We start from the raw sequence: 17,396 nt of genomic DNA on the forward strand, positions 1-17,396 counted from the left end.
ACGTGGCGAAGGAGCTGACCCGCGGACGCACCTACGGCGTGGCCTGGTCGATGAAGGACTGCGTGCGGCGCCGCACCGGATCCGTCCGCGCCCATCGCCCGCCCCAGTCGGGCCTCCCGCTCGGGCAAAGCTTGCTGAGCCATGAGAAAGACGATGGCAGAAGCCGCCATGTACGTACGGTGCTGTCGATCACCATTGCGTATCGAACGAGGACGCCCCGTACAACGCCCGGTCGCGAAACGGGAGTTGTGGTGCAGATGCCATCTACGCGCGTAGGAGCTAGAGTACGCAAATGACGAGCCAGACCCTCAACACGATTCCGACCCCGCAACAGATCCGCCGCGCTCCGAAGGCGCTGCTGCACGACCACCTCGACGGTGGCCTGCGGCCCGCCACCATCATCGAGCTGGCCCGGGAGACGGGGTACGACGCACTGCCCGAGACCGATGCCGACCGGCTGGAGAGCTGGTTTCGCGCATCGGCGGACTCCGGTTCGCTGGAGCGCTATCTGGAGACGTTCTCGCACACCGTCGGCGTCATGCAGACACGGGACGCGCTCGTCCGTGTCGCAGCCGAGTGCGCGGAGGACCTGGCCGCGGACGGGGTGGTCTACGCGGAGGTCCGCTTCGCCCCGGAGCAGCACCTGGAGAAGGGCCTCACGCTCGAAGAGGTCGTCGAGGCCGTCAGCGAGGGCTTCCGTGAGGGCGAGCGGCGGGCACGCGCTGCCGGCAACCGCATCCGCGTCGGCGCCCTGCTGACCGCCATGCGGCACGCGGCCCGCGCCTTGGAGATCGCCGAACTCGCCAACAGGTACCGCGACGTGGGCGTCGCCGGTTTCGACATCGCGGGTGCCGAGGCGGGCCACCCTCCCACCCGTCACCTCGACGCCTTCGAGTACCTCAAGCGCGAGAACAACCACTTCACGATCCACGCCGGTGAGGCGTTCGGGCTGCCCTCCATCTGGCAGGCCCTCCAGTGGTGCGGCGCCGACCGGCTCGGTCACGGCGTGCGCATCATCGACGACATCCAGGAGGACGACGCCGGCACGGTGAAGCTGGGCCGTCTCGCCTCCTACGTTCGTGACAAGCGCATCCCCCTCGAGCTGTGTCCGAGCTCCAACCTGCAGACGGGGGCGGCCGCTTCGTACGCCGAGCACCCCATCGGGCTGCTGCGCCGCCTGCACTTCCGCGCGACGGTCAACACCGACAACCGGCTGATGAGCGGCACCAGCATGAGCCAGGAGTTCGAGCACCTGGTGGGGACGTTCCGCTACACCCTCGACGACATGCAGTGGTTCACGGTCAACGCGATGAAGTCCGCGTTCATCCCTTTCGATGAACGTCTCGCGATGATCAACGACGTGATCAAGCCCGGTTACGCCGAGCTGAAGTCCGAGTGGCTCTTCAGGGAGTGACGCAGGTGCGTCGGTGACCTGCGAATACGTCGTCGCGCAGGGCCGATCGGGGCAGTCGGCGCAGGTGGTACGGGACGAATGGTCATCGGATCACCTGCCCGACATCCTCCCCTTGTGGGGTGTTTGCCCATGATCCGCATGGATCGCTACGTTCGCCGGGCCGCTCAACCCGACAGACGAGGACGTAGCACCATGCAGCACGTAGCCAGGAAGTTCATCACCGTCGCCGTACTCGGCGCAGCAATCGCCGCGCTCGGCACGGGCGTCGCCTCCGCCGAGCCCGTCCGGGTCGTGCACCAGGGCCCGGGCTCGGCCGGCCAGCAGTCGCCCCAGGGTGGTCAGCAGGCCCCGCAGAGCGGTCAGCAGACCCCCCAGACCGGTCAGCAGACTCCGCAGCTCGGCAGCCAGATGCCTGCCGGGTGGCTCGACAAGCTCCCCCAGCAGGCGGCGCAGCAGCGTCAGCAGCCCACCCTGCTCTCCGGCCTTCCGGTCGGCGGGTCCGGGCTCGGCATCTGAGGCGAGTCCTCACGTACGCGGACGGGCCGCGCATCGCTTCGATGCGCGGCCCGTCCGCGTGTGCGCCGTAGGCGCCTGCCGTCACCAGGCGGCCCGCTCCTCCGAGTTGGGAAGCAGGATCCACAGCGCCAGGTAGAGCAGGAACTGAGGGCCGGGAAGCAGGCATGAGATCACAAAGATCCACCGCATGGTGCTGGGTTTCGTTCCGAAGCGGCGTGCCAGGCCGGCGCACACTCCGCCGATCATCCGGTTGTCGCGCGGGCGGGCAAGAGCGGGCATGTCGGGACTCCTTCACTCCGAATCGGTGCGTGTCTCGTGTTTCCACGCTATTCGGAGGTCACACCCCGGGGCGTCGGACTAGGGGGCGATCCCGACCCTGGCCGCTCTAGGGGGCGCACCCTGGACTTCGTCCTCCCGGTGGTGGAGGGCGCCGTACGACCCCCGTCCGCCGGAGAGCGGCGTTCCGGCCTCCGCTGTGACGCCCACGTGGGGCAGAAGGGCCCCGGACCTGCGGCGCACGAGCGCGCGCAGAGGCGTGAAGGCCAGCAGGAAGGCGACTGCCACGCCCGCGGTGTGCAGCAGCACCGAGTCCACGTTCACCACGTGGCCCGGCACTCCCGACTGGAGGAGCAGGATCGCGGAGGAGATGAGCGCGCCGGCGCAGACGGTACGGACCCAGGTCCGCGGAAGCCTCCGCTCCAGCCCTCCCGTGGCCAGCGGCAGCAGCACGCCGAGCGGCGCCAGCTGGAGCAGCTCGTCGGCGAGACCGGCCAGCGCGTCGGGTGAACCGTCGCCGAGATCGGAGCGGATCGTCGCGAGAGGCTGCAGATTCGCGGGGGCGACCCACGGCACCGACAGCGGACGGAGCGCCAGCCAACCGGCGAACGTCAAATACGCGATCAGCAGGATGAGACCTGCGACGCGGAAACGGGAAGCGGGAGCGGCGGTTTCCCCGCCGCGGCCTTGACGCTGCACATCAGGGTGGACGTCGCAGACGTCTCGCGTGGTTCCGGGAGTGGCATGTCACACAGGTGCCACCGCTGAAGGAGGCCGCCGGTCAGACGGGTGTCCCCGCCGTCGCAGCGGCCTCCGGCCGCGTACGCAGCGAGGTTCCGCATTCGAAGCGGCGCAGCTGCTCGTCGGCACCGGGGCCGTCTCCCTTTGCGGGGCCGCCGAGGATCACGGCACGGTCGGTGCCCGAGGCCGCGGTGTCCGCGTAGGTGCAGACGATCTGCGCCAGCGCGAACGACGGCAGATCGTCCAGCGTCATGCTCAGCCGCAGCGCCCCCGGCGGGTCGTCGTCGGCGGGCCCGGTCACCTTCAGATCGCGGGGTACCGCCGTCTTGAATCCTGCCGATTCCTCTTCGGAGTCCGGTTCGGCCTGGAGGGCGTCCAGCAGACCCCGTGCGACGGGGAGCCGCTCCGAGTCGTCCCCGTCGGGCAGGGCGACCCGCCGCTCGACCGGCGAGACACGTGATCCGCAAGCCAGGTAGACGCGCACCGGCAGATTCCCCTTGCTGCGCTCGGCCGTCTCGCGGTCACCGGGCAGCACACAGCCCACCCTCGAAGGCGCGGCGCCCGCGTCGACGGGTACGGACGTGGAGCGGATGCCGCACCCGGAGAGCGCACCCAGGAGCGTCAGGCCCGCGAGCACTCCGCACGACGTCGCTCGTCCTCGTACCGCGAGGAGCCGGGTGCCGCTCACCGTCCGTCCCTCCTGCCGCCCCTGTCGCCCTTGCCGTCCTCACCCTCGGCCCGCCCCCGGGCACGCCGGTCGTCTTCCTCGCGCGCGGCCGCTGCTTCCGCTTCCTCGTCCGCTTCGCCCTCCCCGGGTGCGGGCCCGGCCGAGCCACGCGGAAGGCGGAGCGTGAAGACGGCACCGCCCTCCGGTGAGGGGTCGTTGCGCGCCGAGATCGAGCCGCCGTGGATGTGCGCGTTCTCCTGCGCGATGGAGAGGCCCAGCCCGCTGCCCTCCGACCTCGGACGCGACGCGCTGGCCTTGAAGAAGCGGTCGAAGACGTGCGGCAGCTTCTCCTCGGGAATGCCCGGCCCGCGGTCCGCCACCTCGATCACCAGCTCGCCGGCGCCCGACGGTGACTCCTCGGTGCGTACGGAGATCCGGACCGGCGATCCGCCGTGCTTGAGCGCGTTCCCGATGAGGTTCGCCAGGATGACGTCCAGGCGGCGCGGATCCAGCCGCACCATCAGGCCGCGGTCGGCGTCGAGTTCGACGGCGTCCAGCCAGGCCCGCGCGTCGATGCAGGCGGTCACCTGGTCGGCCACGTCCACATGGTCGAGGACGAGATTGGCCGTACCGGCGTCGAACCGCGTGACCTCCATCAGGTTCTCGACCAGGTCGTTCAGCCGTCTGGTCTCGCTGACCACGATCTGGACCGCCGGCGCGATCATCGGGTCGAGGTTCTCCTGCTCCTCCTCCAGCACCTCGGTGACCGCGGAGATGGCCGTCATCGGCGTACGCAGCTCGTGCGACATGTCGGCCACGAAGCGCCGTGAGGACTCCTCCCGCGCGCTCAGATCGGCGACGCGGTTCTCCAGCGACTCCGCGGTCCGGTTGAACGTGCGGGAGAGCTCGGCCAGTTCGTCAGTACCGGACACCTTCAGGCGGGTGTCGAGCTTCCCCTCGCCCAGCCGCCGGGCGGCGTCCCCGAGCCGCCGTACGGGCCGCAGCACCGTCGAGGCGGCGGCCTGCGCGAGCAGCATCGCGCCGAGGAGCGCCACACCCGTCGCGATGCCCAACGACCAGGCGAGCGAGTTGAGATCGTCACGTTCAGGGCCGAGCGACTTGCGCATGAAGCCCGAAGGCGTCGGCCCTTCGCCGATCATCTTCGCTCCGCCGACCAGGAAGGGCTCGCTGCCGCCCCCGTCGGCGGAGCGCTGCCAGTAGAGGTGGTACGGGTAGGAGTTGCCGGTGTCGACGGGCCTGCGCTTGCCCACGGCGCTGCGCAGCTGCCCGGGCACGTCCTCCATGGTGAAGGCGTCCTGGTCGGAGGCGGCCGTGCACGGGGCTCCCCGCGCGTCCTCGCCGGTGAGCAGGACCTCGTAGCTCTGCGAGGTGTTCGCCATCTTCTCGGCCGCGTCCCACAGTTGGCGGCAGTCGTAGCGGCGGGGGAGGCTTCCCGCGTTGTCCTCCATGGACTTGCGGAAGTCGTTGAGAGCCGCGTTCTGCGTGCGGGTGAGTACGGCGTCCCGGTTGAGCCAGTACGCGATCCCGGATGCCGAGACCGCGGCCGTGAGCGCCACCAGTGCGAAGACGACGACCAGCCGGAGGCGGAGAGTCGGCAGCACTCCCGCGAGACGGCCGCGCATCCGGTCCCCCCAGGCCCGTGGCCTCGGCTGCGCCGGGTCGGTCACTGCGGGGCGTCCAGCCTGTACCCCACACCCCGCACCGTGCGGATGAGGGTCGGCGAGGACGGTACGTCCTCGACCTTCGCGCGCAGGCGCTGCACGCAGGCGTCGACGAGTCGCGAGTCACCGAGGTAGTCGTGCTCCCACACCAGTCGGAGAAGCTGCTGCCGCGACAGCGCCTGACCGGGCCGCCTGCTCAGTTCGAGCAGCAACCGGAGCTCGGTGGGGGTGAGTTGAAGGTCCTCGCCGTTCTTCGTCACCGTCATCGCGGAACGGTCGATGACCAGACTGCCGAACGTCGCCGCGTCGTTGGACTCGCGCTCGCCGCGGCGCATCACGGCGCGGATGCGGGCGTCCAGCACGCGGCCCTGCACCGGCTTGACGACGTAGTCGTCCGCACCGGACTCCAACCCCACGACCACATCGATGTCGTCGCTGCGGGCCGTCAGCAGGATGATCGGCAACTGGTCGGTGCGGCGGATGCGACGGCACACCTCGAAACCGTCGATTCCGGGCAGCATCACGTCCAGGACGATCAGGTCCGGCCGCTGTTCGCGCAGCAGTTTGAGGCCGTCCTCACCGGACGCCGCGGTCACCACGCGGTGGCCCTGACGGGTCAGACCCATCTCCAGGGCGGTACGGACAGCGTCATCGTCCTCGATCAGCAACAGGAAAGGCACGCGGGCCATTCTGTCCCATGCCCCCCTCACACTTCGACCGTGCGGTCTGTCCAGGCGGTGCCCGGCCTCTCCGCGGCTGCGCGCGGAGTGCGTCACGGGCAGCTGTCACACGGGAGTTGAGCGTTCTTGAGGCGGGGCCGGTGAGAGCCGATCCGATCGGCTCGACCGCAGCTCACGACCAGGACACGCCCTCCAGGAGCCTTGTGACACCGCTGTGACAGACGGGGGACGCCGCGATGAAACTGGCCCGGCAATGTGTACCTCATCGGAAAGCGATCAGGTTGGCCCGAGGGGGGCGCGAGATGAACACACTGCACAGCATCAACGTCAGCGCAGTTATTCACACGCGTCTGCACACCCCGCCGGTTCCCAACTCACTCCGGGCATCGGAGCCGACCCACGTCGCTGAGAAGTCCGCGGCCGTGAACGCCCGAGGGTGCGTACACAGCAACGGGCGCGTGCGTCCATCGCACATCGCTGCGGTGGAGGGCCTTCGAGGGGAGGCCCGCACGGGGGACGGTGAGTACAGGGAGGAGCCGGGAGCGCGGCAAGAGGGCACGTCCGAGGCGGAGTTCACCGCCTACGTTCGTGAACGCCGCGCCTCCCTGTACGCCACCGCCTACCACCTCACTGGCGACCGCTTCGAGGCCGAGGACCTGCTGCAGAGCGCCCTGTTCTCGACGTACCGCGCCTGGGACAGGATCAGCGACAAGGCGGCCGTCGGCGGCTACCTGCGCCGCACCATGACGAACCTGCACATCAGCGCGTGGCGCCGCCGCAAGCTGAACGAATACCCGACCGAGGAGCTGCCGGAGACCGCCGGCGACCAGGACGCGATGCGCGGCACCGAACTGCGCACCGTGCTCTGGCAGGCGCTCGCCCGGCTTCCCGAACTCCAGCGCACGATGCTGGTGTTGCGCTACTACGAGGGCCGTACGGACCCGGAGATCGCCGACATACTCAACATCAGCGTCGGCACCGTGAAGAGCAGCATCTGGCGCTCACTGCGCCGGCTGCGCGACGACGAGGTGCTCAGCTTCGGCAAGGATCAGGAGAAGACCTTCGACGAGCTGGTCGCCTGACGGGGGAACGCAGGAACCGGGGAACGGGAGCCCCGGACGGGGGCCTACGGGCCGCAAGGCCCAGAGGTGGGGGTACCTCGGGGCCGCCAGGCCCAGGGGCGGGGGTACGGGGGATCCACGGGGGAACACGGGAAACCCGTCCGGGGGGACGGGAACGAGAGAGCGGGTACGGACAACCGGGGGGTCTGTCCGTACCCGCTCTCTGTGTGTGCCGCCCGCGCCGCCGCACGGCGAGGCTGTCGCCTGACTCCGACTTGAGAGCGGCACTCCTGCGCACGTCTCACATCGGCGTGCGCGCACCGCTCGCCGCACGCAGCCTGCCGATGCGCTCGGCCGCCTCGTCCCGCGCGCAGGGATGGGCGCCCAACTCCCTGTGCCGCTGCACGATCGCCCCTTCCGCCCGCAGCAGCCGCCAGCCGCGACGCAGCAGGAAGAGTGCCGACTTCCGTCCTTCGCGCAGGTCGCGCAGCAGACGCCGCCGGAAGGTCGTCGTGGGCCTGCCCCGCAGGCAGATCGCGTCGGCGAGCAGCCCCAGTTCGTGGCAGCGGCTCACGATGTCCGCGGCGAAGATGCCCTCGGCGATGAAGAGCGCGGCGCCGTCGAGGGTGAGAGTCTCCGTGCCGACCCGGGCGCTCAGCGAGATGTCGTAGAGGGGGACGGTCGTCGTGCCCTTCGCGCACAGGTCGCGCACCGCGGCGAGGGCGGCGTCGGCGTCCCACGAACGCACCGAGTCCCAGTCCACGCCGATGCCGTGCGGCAGTTGCGGCAGCGTCGGGTCCCCGGCCTCCTTGTAGAAGTCGTCGAGGCGCATGACGGGCAGCCCGGTGCGCGCGGAGAGCCGGGACTTACCGGAACCGGACGGTCCTGTGAGCAGGATGACGCGGGGCGGGCGTGCTATGTCACTGGGATCGGTCACGAGAGACCATTGTCGGCCATCGCGCGGGCCGCGTAACCGGTCGGGGTGGGATGAGTGAGGGCGTGCCCCGGCCCGTTCGGCCGGGGCACGGCCCGGAAGCATGATCGCCTCGGCCCCGCCCGATGCTCCGTCGCAGGCAGCCGCCCGCGGGGAGCCATGCCCACTGCCTCCAACATCCCTCGGGCGCTGATCTGTTCGTCCCACGGCGGTGTTCCACGGCGGTGGACGCAGAAAGGCCGCCGTGTCCGGTCCGGCTTGTTCAGCCGTCCCGCACACGGCGGCCCGATCCGCCTCGCCGCCCTTCCGGGCGCGCGGTGATCAGACGCCGATGGGGTGCCAGACCGTCTTCGTCTCCAGGAACGCGAGCAGCCTGGAGATGCCCGGGTCCCCCGACCAGTCCCCGTCCGCCGCCGCGTCGGGGCGGCGGACCCGCTTGAGGTTGTCCGCCGCGGCGACCTCAAGCTCCTTCGCGAGCTCCGCGTCCGACGCCGCACCGGTCAGGTCCATCGCGTTGACGTCCTGGTGCGCGGCGAGCGTGGCGCCGACCTCGCGCGTACGGCCGGAGAGGACGTTGACCACACCGCCGGGCAGGTCGGAGGTGGCCAGCACCTCCGACAGCGACAGGGCGGGAAGCGGTGCCTTCTCGGACGGTACGAGCACCGCGGTGTTGCCCGTGACGATCACCGGGGCGAGCACCGAGGCCAGGCCCAGGAACGAGGACTCCTGCGGGGCCAGTACGGCGACGACGCCCGTCGGTTCGGGAGTGGAGAGGTTGAAGAAGGGGCCGGCGACAGGGTTGGCGCCTCCGGCGACCTGAGTCACCTTGTCGGACCAGCCCGCGTACCAGACCCAGCGGTCGACGGCCGCGTCGAACTGCGCGCTCGCCGCGGCTGCCGACAGCCCCTCCGCAGCGGCGATCTCAGACGTGAACTGCTCCCTGCGGCCCTCCAGCATCTCCGCGATGCGGTAGAGGATCTGGCCCCGGTTGTAGGCGGTCGCCCCCGACCAGCCGCTGAACGCCTTGCGCGCGGCGACGACCGCGTCACGTGCGTCCTTGCGTGACGACTGGGGAGCGTTGGCGAGCCAGTTGCCCTGGGAGTCGGTCACCTCGTACACCCGTCCGCTCTCGCTGCGCGGGAACTTGCCGCCCACGAAGAGCTTGTAGGTCTTCAGGACGTCGATGCGGACGGGCGTACGGGCAGGCCGTGCTGCCGGAGCCTTCGCGGACTTCGTCCGTCCGGCTGCCGCCTCGCTCTTCGCGGGCTTCTTCTCGGTGTTAGCGGACTTCTCAGACATCGAGGTAGGCCTCCAGACCGTGGCGGCCGCCCTCACGGCCGAAGCCCGACTCCTGGTAGCCGCCGAAGGGCGAGGTCGGGTCGAACTTGTTGAACGTGTTGGCCCAGACGACGCCCGCCCGGAGTTTGTTGGCCATGGCCAGGATGCGCGAGCCCTTCTCCGTCCAGATGCCCGCCGAGAGGCCGTACGGAGTGTTGTTGGCCTTCGCCACGGCCTCGTCCGGCGTGCGGAAGGTCAGTACGGACAGCACCGGCCCGAAGATCTCCTCGCGTGCGATGCGGTGCGCCTGGCTGACGCCGGTGAAGAGAGTGGGCGCGAACCAGTAGCCGCTGTCGGGCAACTCGCAGGGAGCGGACCAGCGTTCGGCACCCTCGGCCTCGCCGGAGTCGGCCAGGGCGGTGATCCGGGCCAGCTGCTCGGCGGAGTTGATGGCGCCCACGTCGGTGTTCTTGTCCATGGGGTCGCCGACCCGGAGGGTGGCCAGCCGCCGCTTCAGCGAGTCCAGCAGCTCCTCCTCCACCGACTCCTGCACCAGCAGGCGCGAGCCCGCGCAGCAGACCTGCCCCTGATTGAAGTAGATGCCGTTGACGATGCCCTCGACGGCCTGGTCGATCGGGGCGTCGTCGAAGACGATGTTGGCGCCCTTGCCGCCCAGTTCGAGCGTGAGCTTCTTGCGCGTACCGGCGACCGTGCGGGCGATCGCCTTGCCCACGGCCGTGGACCCGGTGAAGGCCACCTTGTCGATGCCCGGGTGGGCGACCAGCTCGGCACCCGTCGCGCCGTCGCCGGTGAGGATGTTGACGACGCCCTTGGGCAGACCCGCCTGGCGGCACACGTCGGCGAAGAAGAGCGCCGAGAGCGGCGTCGTCTCGGCGGGCTTGAGCACCACGGTGTTGCCCGTGGCCAGGGCCGGCGCGATCTTCCAGGCCAGCATCAGCAGCGGGAAGTTCCAGGGGATGACCTGCCCGGCGACGCCGAGCGGCTTCGGGTTCGGGCCCATGCCCGCGTGGCCGAGCTTGTCCGCCCACCCCGCGTAGTAGAAGAAGTGCGCCGCCACCAGCGGCAGGTCCGCGTCGCGCGTCTCCCGGATCGGCTTGCCGTTGTCCAGGGTCTCCAGGACGGCCAGTTCACGGGCGCGTTCCTGAAGGATGCGGGCGATGCGGAAGATGTACTTCGCGCGCTCGGTGCCGGGCAGCGCGGACCAGCCGGTGAAGGCGGCACGTGCCGCGCGTACAGCGGCCTCGACGTCGTCGGTGCCCGCCTGGGCCACTTCGGAGAGGACCTCCTCGGTGGCGGGCGAGACGGTCTTGAAGACCTTGCCCTCCGCCGCCTCGCGGAACTCGCCGTCGATGAAGAGCCCGTAGGACGGGGCGATGTCGACGATCGCGCGGGATTCGGGCGCGGGTGCGTACTCGAAGATCTGGTCTGTCATGGGTGCCTCAGTCCACCGTCACGTAGTCGGGACCGGAGTACCGGCCGGTGCTCAGCTTCTGGCGCTGCATCAGCAGGTCGTTGAGAAGGCTGGAGGCGCCGAAGCGGAACCAGTCGGGGCTCAGCCAGTCGGAGCCCACCGTCTCGTTGACCACCACCAGGTAGCGCAGGGCGTCCTTGGCGTTGCGGATGCCGCCCGCGGGCTTCACGCCGATCTGGGTGCCGGTGGCGGCGCGGAAGTCGCGTACGGCCTCCAGCATCAGCAGCGTGTTCGGCAGCGTGGCGTTCACCGCGACCTTGCCGGTCGAGGTCTTGATGAAGTCGGCGCCGGCGAGCATCGCCAGCCAGGAGGCGCGGCGGATGTTGTCGTACGTCGACAGCTCGCCATTCTCGAAGATCACCTTGAGATGGGCGGGTTCGCCACCGCTTCCGGACGGGCGCTTGCACGCTTCCTTGACGGCCTGGATCTCCTCGAAGACCTTCCCGTACCGGCCGGAGAGGAAGGCACCGCGGTCGATCACCATGTCGATCTCGTCGGCGCCGGCGGCGACGGCCTCACGGGTGTCGGCCAGCTTGACGGACAGGGCGGCGCGTCCGGAGGGGAAGGCCGTCGCGACGGAGGCGACCTTGATCCCGGCGCCGCCTCCGGCGCTCAGCGCCTGTTTGGCCGTCGCCGCCATGTCGGAGTAGACGCAGATCGCGGCGACTTGAGGCGTGGTGCGGTCGCTGGGGTCGGGGTTGCTGCCCTTGGCACACAGGGACCGCACCTTGCCGGGGGTGTCGGACCCTTCGAGGGTGGTCAGGTCGATCATCGAGATGGCCAGGTCGATGGCGTAGGCCTTGGCCGTGGTCTTGATCGAGCGTGTGCCGAGGGTCGCGGCGCGCGCTTCGAGTCCGACGGTGTCGACGCCGGGCAGGCCGTGCAGGTACCGGCGCAGAGCGGAGTCGGAGGAGGTCACGTCGGCCAGAGCGGAAGCGGAGGACCCAGCGGACACAGAAGACGGAGAAGACGTGGGAGAGGGAGAAGACACAGTCACCAGAGGAGCATATCTACACGCGTAGCGTCGTCGATAGGGGAAAGAGGGGACGGGATGCGGCCACGGTGGTGGCGCGTAAGTGCCGGGAAGCCCGGCACGACGGGGGAGACCCGGTGGAACCGCCGTTCCGGGGGCCGCCGCTCCTGCATCCCGACCGCAGATCGATGCCGAGCCGCAATGTCCGCCATGCGGACGGTCCGGCAGAATCGGGCCTCATGAGTAGCGAGTCCCGACCCGAGCGTGAACCCGAGGACGGGCATGAGCCCACGTCCGAATCCGGCGGCCCCGCCAGTGCACCCGGCGCCGCCGACGGCTCCGCCACCGAGCCCGAGAGCGCACCGGACCAGAGCGAGGACGCGCCGGAAGCGGCGCAGGAACCCGCGCCTCCCGTGTACGCGGACCACTGCTACCGCTCCCCGGGCGCAATGGCGGGCGGTGTCCTGCTGCTCCTGCTCGCCTGCTGGCTCGCCTTCGACGCTCTGGTCACCGGCACGGACCGGACGAAGCTGACCGTCCTCGCCGGGCTCGTGTTCGGCGTGCCCCTCGTTGTCGCCTACACGCTGCGGCCTGCTGTCTACGCCAACCCGCAGCGGATGCGCGTACGGAACCCCTTCCGCACCGTCACCGTCCCGTGGGGCACGGTGGAGTCCGTGCAGTCCGGCTACTCCAGCGAAGTCGTCGCCGACGGCACCAAGTACCAGCTGTGGTCGATCCCCGTCTCTCTGCGTGCTCGCAAGCGGGCCGCCCGGCAGACCGAGCGCGCCGAACGCGACGCCTCGCGCGGTGCGAACGCGCTGGCCCGCCCCAGAGGCCTCTTCGGGCTCGGCGGGGTGCCGGGCGCCGTGGAGGACGGGTCCGAGAAGCGCGCTCCGTCCGACCAGGCGATCGACGAACTGCGTGCCCTCGCCTTCGACAACAGTGAGAGCCCCGCGGCGCAGGGCCAGGTCGCCGTCCGCTGGGCCTACGAGATCGCCGCTCCTGTGCTGGCCGGTGCGATCGCCTTGGCGGCCCTCCTCGCCACGCGCTGACGGGCCGCCCGCAAGGAGCGCTGCCGCGGCGCTGCACGCATTTCCGCGAAGCGTTACGAATTCCACGCGCGGGGAGGCGGATTCGGTTCCGCTGCGGCGGCCGAAGCGCTCATGAATCCGTGACGCCATGACGCCGCGGCGCCCTCGTGTGCCGAGCCGGACGGGTGCGCTTTCGACCCGTGTTCGCGCGTCGTCACGGGGAAGCAGGGGCGCTGGACAAGGCTTTTCTCCAACCCGGTCGGCGCCTTGCCGCGAGAGCCGGAGTGCGGTATCCGGCGGCCCATTCGCCCAGTTCCGGGCCCAGCTCCGAGCAAATGGCAGCAGCGCAGAGCCATTCTCGCTCATGCGGGTGAAATCCCTTTCGGTGTGGCACCAACTGGCGAACCGATTCGCCAGTTGGTGCCACGCGAAGCGATGGTCTTCGGAATGCGAATGCATATCTTCATAAGAATTGAATTCTCTTGTTCTGTTGCCGTTGCGCGGCGAATGTTGTCGCCATCGCCCGTGTTCGGGCTGTCGGCCAAGCCGGCCGAGCAACGAGAAAGCGAGAACCAGTAGTGAAGATCAAGAAATCTCTGGCAGTTCTGGGGGCGAGCGCCGCGCTCGCGCTCGGGTTCGGCGGGGTCGCTGCGCCTTCTGCCCAGGCCGACTCCCCCTACTGGGGACAGGCCAGGTACACGCAGACCAACCTCAGGACCGGGTCCGTGCAGACCGGGACCGCCATGGAGTCCCCCGGCGGCATCGCCATGACTCCGCCGGTGTCCTCCATGTCGCTGCGTTGTTGGGACGCCTACATGTCGGGCCGCGTCTTCGCCGTCTCGTGCTCGGGAGTCAACTGGTACGTCTACACGGACTGCACGAACAACCGCCGCTACGTCGTCGGCGCGCTGTCCGGATCCAAGCGCGTGGCGATCGCGTGCCCCGCCGGGACCAGGGCCGTGCGCGGCGGCGCATACGGCTACTGAGCCGACAGGTTCCCGACCCGCTGAGGGCTTCGAGCTCTGCCCGGAGTCCCCAGCGGGTCTTCTGCGCGCGGAGGTACGGCAGTCGGGGCCCGGCCGGAAGCGTCAGTGCGACGCCGCGTACCGGGCCGCCAGCACGTCGACCGCCTCGCCGACGGCGTGGCGGAGTTCGGCGGGACCGAGCACTTCGGCCTCCGTTCTCAGGCGCAGCAGGTCGCCGACGGCGACGGCCCGCGTCTCCACGGGGAGCTCGACCTGTACCCAGCCGTCGCAGTCCGGGGGCCCTGCTTCCTGGAGGGCCTCACTCGGTGCTCGCGAAGGAGAGCACCAGCGAGACGAAGTTCCGCGGAGATCCGGCGGGCCTTCCTCTCGAAACCCCGACCATGCCTCCGCGCCTCGCCGTTGCCCAAGAAGTACGGATTCGGACTGCACTTCGACGACGAGGGCCGGGTCGCGCTGTGTCCCGTGGAGTCCGAGGAGTACATGCGTCTCGTGGAGGGAGCCGGGGGGGCCACGGTCGTCAGGGCCATGCGTTCCGCGCGGGCTCGTCCCTGAGCCGGGACGTCGTCGCCTCACGTGCCGAAGTGACCTGCGTGCGGGGCGAGTCGGGTGCGGCACGCTGAAGGGGCGGGGTGCCACACTTCACGAAGCCGGTCTCAGGGGGAGGTCTCATGGCCGCGGTCATGTTGCGAGCGGACGCCACGGACAGGGGCCCGGCCCTGGTTCTGCGTCCGTGGGAGGCCGCGGACATCGCGGAGTTGACCGAAGTGGTGCGTGGGGACCCCCTGCTGCGCCGCTGGACGCGACTCCCCGTGAACGAGGGCGAGGACGCCGCACGCTGGCTGTCGGCTCAGCGTCGGGGCCGAACGGCCGGTGACCGCTTCGGCTTTGCGGTGACGGAAGACCGGGAGGGACGCGACGGCGGACGCCTGGTTGCCGGTGTCGTGCTCAAGAGACCGGATCCGGAAGGGCCCGCCGCCGAGGTCGGCTACTGGACCGCGGCCCCGGCGCGGGGGCGGGGCGTCGCCTCGCGCGCGCTGGACGCACTCACGGCCTGGGCGTTCCGGACCTTCGCCGAAGACGGCCTGGAACGGCTGGAGTTGCTGCACCAGATGGACAACACCGCCTCGTGCCGCGTCGCGGAGAAGAGCGGCTTCGCCTTCGTCGAGGTGCTGCCCCCGCACCCGCCTCACCCGCTCGAAGGGCACCTCCACGTCCGAACGGCCCACCGATAAGCAGCCGTTGAGGCGGAAGTGGGGGCCGGCGGTGCTCCTTGCCGCTGCGCATCCGCGCCTACCCGGAAGGCGCCTCCGCCCCTTCGGCGTCGGCTCCGTGGGCCTCAGCGGCGTGTCGGGAGTCGGCGACGATGTTCTGCAGGGCGGCCACGTGCCCCTCCAACGCCAGCCGGCCGGCATCGCCGATCCTGACCCACGTGCGGGGACGCTTGCCGACGTAGCCGCGCTCGACCTCGATGTATGCGCGATCCTGGAGCTTGCTGATCTGCTTGGACAGAGCCGAGTCGGACAGCCCGACGGTGTCCCGTACGAACGCGAACTCCGCCCAACGGCTGGCGGCCAGCAGCGACATGATCGACAGCCGGGTGGGATCGACGAACAGCGGGTCGATTCCGTCCTGAGCCATCACACCCCCTCGTTGCGAGCGCGTATGCGCCCCAGCAGCCGGATCCGCATGCGGCGGTCCAGCCGGTCCACGGGGAACATCAGCACGGCTGCTGTCACGCCCACGAGCGTGTGGGCGTAGGGCACATGATGCCCCCTCAGGAAGGACATCACGGGGGTGACCGCGAAATGACCGAGGGTGAGCAACGTGAAGACGAGCGCCATCAGGATCAGGCGGTACTCGGTGGGCATGCTCCGGAAGCGGGGCCCCGTGGTGTCGTAGCCCAGCAGAGCCGATCCCCGGCGGGACTTGGACACGAGTACGAAGATCATGAACGCCACTCCGAAGACGGTTGTCACGATCGACGGGTCGTCGACGAAGTCGAAGGAGGCGCAGAACGCCACGAGGACCCCCGAGAGGGCGATCTTCATGGCGAGGGGCTCTTCGCGCCCGGCCAGAGCCTCGTCCTGCTGCCGGTGCACGTTCTCAAGGGCGGACGCGGCGTCCTGCGGGCTCTGCTCGTGGCGGGCGGGTCGGTCGGACATGGTGACCTCAGCTTTCCCGTGGGGGGATGTGTTTCCTGACGGGAAACTACACAGCGCTTTCCTTTCAGGCAAGTGGTTTCCTGAGGTGAAGACGGGAGTAGAGTTCCGGTCATGACGCCAGACCCCCACGCCCACGCGAGCCGCGGCACGCTGTTCACCGAGTCGGTCGTCGTGGTCAGCCAGAAGACCAAACTGGTCGAACTCACCAACGAGTACAGAGTCTTCGACCAGCACGGGAAGACGCTCGGAGCGGTGGTCGAGATCGGGCAGAGCCGGCTGAGGAAGGTGCTCCGGTTCGCCACCAAGATCGACCAGTACCTCACGCACCGTCTCGAGATACGCGACGCGAGCGGCGAGGTGCAGCTCGTGCTCACCCGTCCCGCCAAGTTCGTGAAGTCCCGCATGATCGTGCAGCGTCCGGGAGGTGCGCGGGTCGGCGAGATCGTTCAGCAGAACGTCCTGGGAAAGATCAACTTCTCCATGGACGTCGACGGAGTACAGGTCGGCAGCCTCAAGGCCGAGAACTGGCGCGCCTGGGACTTCGCAGTCGCCGACCACGCCGGGGCCGAGGTCGCTCGCATCACCAAGACCTGGGAGGGCCTGGCGAGGACGATGTTCACCACGGCCGACAACTACGTCCTGAAGATCCACCGTGAACTCGACGAGCCCCTGCGCAGCCTTGTCCTCGCCACGGCACTCACAGTGGACACCGCTCTCAAGCAGGACTCACGAGGGCTCGGCTCCGGCCTGAACGTCCTGGACTGACCTCGCTCGCGATCGCGTCCGTCTCAGCCGCGGCAGGTCGCCGTCTGTGCTGCCGCCTCAGACGCCCGCCGCCTCGGCCAGATCCGCCTTCAGAGCCGCCAGAGCTGAGGCCGCCTGAATGCGGGCCGCCCCCAGCGCGGCCTGGTCGCGGACCTGGAGCACCACCTCCAGGTAGCACTTGAGCTTCGGCTCCGTACCGCTCGGACGTACCACCACGCGGGCCTTCTCGACGCCCGCCTCGGGAGCACCCGCCAGCTGGTAGCGGAGGCCGTCGGTGGGCGGGAGGAGGTCGGTGCCCTCCGTCAGGTCCTCGGTGGAGACGACGGCGAGGCCGCCGAGCGAGGCCGGGGGACGGGCGCGGAGGCGCTCCATCGCCGACGCGATCACGGAGAGGTCCTCGACACGGACCGAGAGCTGGTCGGTCGCGTGCAGCCCGTGTTCGACGGCGAGGTCGTCCAGCAGATCGGTCAACGAGCGGTCCGCCTGCTTGAGTTCGGCGGCCAACTCGGCGATGAGCAGTGCGGCCGTGATGCCGTCCTTGTCGCGTACGGCCTCGGGGTCCACGCAGTAGCCGAGCGCCTCCTCGCAGCCGTAGCGCAGACCGTCCACGCGGGCGAGCCACTTGAAGCCGGTCAGCGTCTCCTCGTACGGCAGGTCGGCGGCGGTGGCGATCCGGGGGACCAGCGAGGACGAGACGATGGTCGTCGCGAACGTGCCGCGCGCCCGCTTGTGCACCAG

The 17,396-nt window shown here is 69.9% G+C and carries 18 protein-coding genes and 3 pseudogenes; 8 read left to right on the plus strand and 13 right to left on the minus strand.

Annotated features, from left to right (window positions below):
• Positions 1-292 precede the first annotated feature (292 nt).
• Together H5J26_RS17910 and H5J26_RS17915 are read left to right on the plus strand one after the other, a co-directional pair.
• On the plus strand, positions 293-1,414 hold the full coding sequence (locus tag H5J26_RS17910; protein WP_181766890.1) for an adenosine deaminase: 1,122 nt from the start codon (positions 293-295) through the stop codon (positions 1,412-1,414).
• A gap of 192 nt (positions 1,415-1,606) precedes the next feature.
• Entirely contained in the window at positions 1,607-1,930 is a 324-nt protein-coding gene (locus H5J26_RS17915; RefSeq protein WP_181766891.1) for a hypothetical protein, read from the plus strand.
• 81 nt (positions 1,931-2,011) lie between these two features.
• Here H5J26_RS17915 and H5J26_RS17920 read toward each other — a convergent pair whose 3' ends face one another.
• From H5J26_RS17920 to afsQ1, 5 genes are all read right to left on the minus strand, one after another.
• A complete protein-coding gene (locus tag H5J26_RS17920) occupies positions 2,012-2,209 on the minus strand; it encodes a PspC domain-containing protein (protein ID WP_181766892.1) in 198 nt (65 codons plus the stop codon).
• Positions 2,210-2,287: 78 nt separating this feature from the next.
• Positions 2,288-2,905, minus strand: a complete 618-nt coding sequence (locus H5J26_RS17925; protein ID WP_181766893.1) for a VanZ family protein — start codon at positions 2,903-2,905, stop codon at positions 2,288-2,290.
• An 82-nt stretch (positions 2,906-2,987) separates the two neighbouring features.
• Positions 2,988-3,635: a hypothetical protein gene (locus H5J26_RS17930; protein WP_309237959.1), complete on the minus strand. Its 648-nt coding sequence runs from the start codon at positions 3,633-3,635 to the stop codon at positions 2,988-2,990.
• A complete protein-coding gene (locus H5J26_RS17935; RefSeq protein ID WP_181766894.1) occupies positions 3,632-5,257 on the minus strand; it encodes a sensor histidine kinase in 1,626 nt (541 codons plus the stop codon). The genes H5J26_RS17930 and H5J26_RS17935 overlap by 4 nt, the downstream gene beginning before the upstream one ends.
• Positions 5,258-5,298: 41 nt before the next feature.
• Positions 5,299-5,976 carry a two-component system response regulator AfsQ1 gene (afsQ1, locus tag H5J26_RS17940; protein ID WP_079132109.1) on the minus strand — a complete coding sequence of 226 codons (678 nt, stop codon included), beginning with the start codon at positions 5,974-5,976 and terminating at the stop codon, positions 5,299-5,301.
• Between the two features lie 302 nt (positions 5,977-6,278).
• On the opposite strand from afsQ1, the gene H5J26_RS17945 reads away from it, so the two are divergent.
• A complete protein-coding gene (locus H5J26_RS17945) occupies positions 6,279-7,058 on the plus strand; it encodes a SigE family RNA polymerase sigma factor (RefSeq protein ID WP_181766895.1) in 780 nt (259 codons plus the stop codon).
• A 280-nt stretch (positions 7,059-7,338) separates the two neighbouring features.
• On the opposite strand, the gene H5J26_RS17950 is transcribed toward H5J26_RS17945, so the two are convergent.
• The 4 genes from H5J26_RS17950 to deoC form a co-directional block, all read right to left on the minus strand.
• The gene (locus H5J26_RS17950; RefSeq protein WP_309237961.1) at positions 7,339-7,974 is read right to left on the minus strand and encodes a hypothetical protein; all 636 of its coding nucleotides are present in this window, start codon (positions 7,972-7,974) and stop codon (positions 7,339-7,341) included.
• Positions 7,975-8,292: 318 nt separating this feature from the next.
• On the minus strand, positions 8,293-9,270 hold the full coding sequence (locus H5J26_RS17955; RefSeq protein ID WP_181766896.1) for an aldehyde dehydrogenase family protein: 978 nt from the start codon (positions 9,268-9,270) through the stop codon (positions 8,293-8,295).
• Complete coding sequence (locus H5J26_RS17960; RefSeq protein WP_181766897.1) at positions 9,263-10,702, minus strand: aldehyde dehydrogenase family protein; 1,440 nt, start codon at positions 10,700-10,702, stop codon at positions 9,263-9,265. The genes H5J26_RS17955 and H5J26_RS17960 overlap by 8 nt, the downstream gene beginning before the upstream one ends.
• 7 nt (positions 10,703-10,709) lie before the next feature.
• On the minus strand, positions 10,710-11,669 hold the full coding sequence (gene deoC / locus H5J26_RS17965) for a deoxyribose-phosphate aldolase (protein ID WP_181766907.1): 960 nt from the start codon (positions 11,667-11,669) through the stop codon (positions 10,710-10,712).
• A gap of 284 nt (positions 11,670-11,953) precedes the next feature.
• On the opposite strand from deoC, the gene H5J26_RS17970 reads away from it, so the two are divergent.
• Positions 11,954-12,766, plus strand: coding sequence for a PH domain-containing protein (locus H5J26_RS17970; protein ID WP_181766898.1), 813 nt, complete (start codon positions 11,954-11,956; stop codon positions 12,764-12,766).
• A 557-nt stretch (positions 12,767-13,323) separates the two neighbouring features.
• On the plus strand, positions 13,324-13,731 hold the full coding sequence (locus H5J26_RS17975) for a hypothetical protein (protein WP_181766899.1): 408 nt from the start codon (positions 13,324-13,326) through the stop codon (positions 13,729-13,731).
• 102 nt (positions 13,732-13,833) lie between these two features.
• Here the strand turns inward: H5J26_RS17975 and H5J26_RS31040 are convergent.
• Positions 13,834-14,040 (minus strand): annotated as a pseudogene (locus H5J26_RS31040) (WYL domain-containing protein); the annotation flags it as partial.
• A 39-nt stretch (positions 14,041-14,079) separates the two neighbouring features.
• On the opposite strand from H5J26_RS31040, the gene H5J26_RS31555 reads away from it, so the two are divergent.
• Together H5J26_RS31555 and H5J26_RS17990 are read left to right on the plus strand one after the other, a co-directional pair.
• Positions 14,080-14,283: a DUF6157 family protein gene (locus H5J26_RS31555; protein WP_309237962.1), complete on the plus strand. Its 204-nt coding sequence runs from the start codon at positions 14,080-14,082 to the stop codon at positions 14,281-14,283.
• Between the two features lie 116 nt (positions 14,284-14,399).
• A complete protein-coding gene (locus tag H5J26_RS17990; protein WP_181766901.1) occupies positions 14,400-14,963 on the plus strand; it encodes a GNAT family N-acetyltransferase in 564 nt (187 codons plus the stop codon).
• Between the two features lie 58 nt (positions 14,964-15,021).
• Here H5J26_RS17990 and H5J26_RS17995 read toward each other — a convergent pair whose 3' ends face one another.
• Both H5J26_RS17995 and H5J26_RS18000 read right to left on the minus strand, forming a co-directional pair.
• Positions 15,022-15,369, minus strand: coding sequence for a winged helix-turn-helix domain-containing protein (locus H5J26_RS17995; protein ID WP_181766902.1), 348 nt, complete (start codon positions 15,367-15,369; stop codon positions 15,022-15,024).
• A complete protein-coding gene (locus H5J26_RS18000) occupies positions 15,369-15,893 on the minus strand; it encodes a hypothetical protein (protein WP_181766903.1) in 525 nt (174 codons plus the stop codon). Before H5J26_RS18000 ends, H5J26_RS17995 begins: the two co-directional genes overlap by 1 nt.
• Positions 15,894-16,037: 144 nt before the next feature.
• Here H5J26_RS18000 and H5J26_RS18005 point away from each other — a divergent pair.
• Positions 16,038-16,658, plus strand: a pseudogene (locus tag H5J26_RS18005) (LURP-one-related/scramblase family protein); the annotation flags it as partial.
• A 57-nt stretch (positions 16,659-16,715) separates the two neighbouring features.
• Here the strand turns inward: H5J26_RS18005 and H5J26_RS18010 are convergent.
• Positions 16,716-17,396: pseudogene (locus tag H5J26_RS18010) on the minus strand (phospho-sugar mutase); the annotation flags it as partial.

The organism is Streptomyces albidus (ex Kaewkla and Franco 2022) (genome assembly GCF_013870515.1).
Classification (GTDB): Bacteria; Actinomycetota; Actinomycetes; order Streptomycetales; family Streptomycetaceae; genus Streptomyces; species Streptomyces albidus.

What these genes read in the sequence shown, in the direction of transcription:
- H5J26_RS17935 (WP_181766894.1), bottom strand. Translation starts at nt 5,257, where the DNA reads ATGCGCGGCCGTCTCGCGGGAGTGCTGCCGACTCTCCGCCTCCGGCTG.
- H5J26_RS17960 (WP_181766897.1), bottom strand. Translation starts at nt 10,702, where the DNA reads ATGACAGACCAGATCTTCGAGTACGCACCCGCGCCCGAATCCCGCGCG.
- H5J26_RS17995 (WP_181766902.1), bottom strand. Translation starts at nt 15,369, where the DNA reads ATGGCTCAGGACGGAATCGACCCGCTGTTCGTCGATCCCACCCGGCTG.
- H5J26_RS17910 (WP_181766890.1), top strand. Translation starts at nt 293, where the DNA reads ATGACGAGCCAGACCCTCAACACGATTCCGACCCCGCAACAGATCCGC.
- H5J26_RS17990 (WP_181766901.1), top strand. Translation starts at nt 14,400, where the DNA reads ATGGCCGCGGTCATGTTGCGAGCGGACGCCACGGACAGGGGCCCGGCC.
- H5J26_RS17920 (WP_181766892.1), bottom strand. Translation starts at nt 2,209, where the DNA reads ATGCCCGCTCTTGCCCGCCCGCGCGACAACCGGATGATCGGCGGAGTG.
- H5J26_RS17955 (WP_181766896.1), bottom strand. Translation starts at nt 9,270, where the DNA reads ATGTCTGAGAAGTCCGCTAACACCGAGAAGAAGCCCGCGAAGAGCGAG.
- H5J26_RS18000 (WP_181766903.1), bottom strand. Translation starts at nt 15,893, where the DNA reads ATGTCCGACCGACCCGCCCGCCACGAGCAGAGCCCGCAGGACGCCGCG.
- H5J26_RS17970 (WP_181766898.1), top strand. Translation starts at nt 11,954, where the DNA reads ATGAGTAGCGAGTCCCGACCCGAGCGTGAACCCGAGGACGGGCATGAG.
- H5J26_RS17945 (WP_181766895.1), top strand. Translation starts at nt 6,279, where the DNA reads ATGAACACACTGCACAGCATCAACGTCAGCGCAGTTATTCACACGCGT.
- H5J26_RS17915 (WP_181766891.1), top strand. Translation starts at nt 1,607, where the DNA reads ATGCAGCACGTAGCCAGGAAGTTCATCACCGTCGCCGTACTCGGCGCA.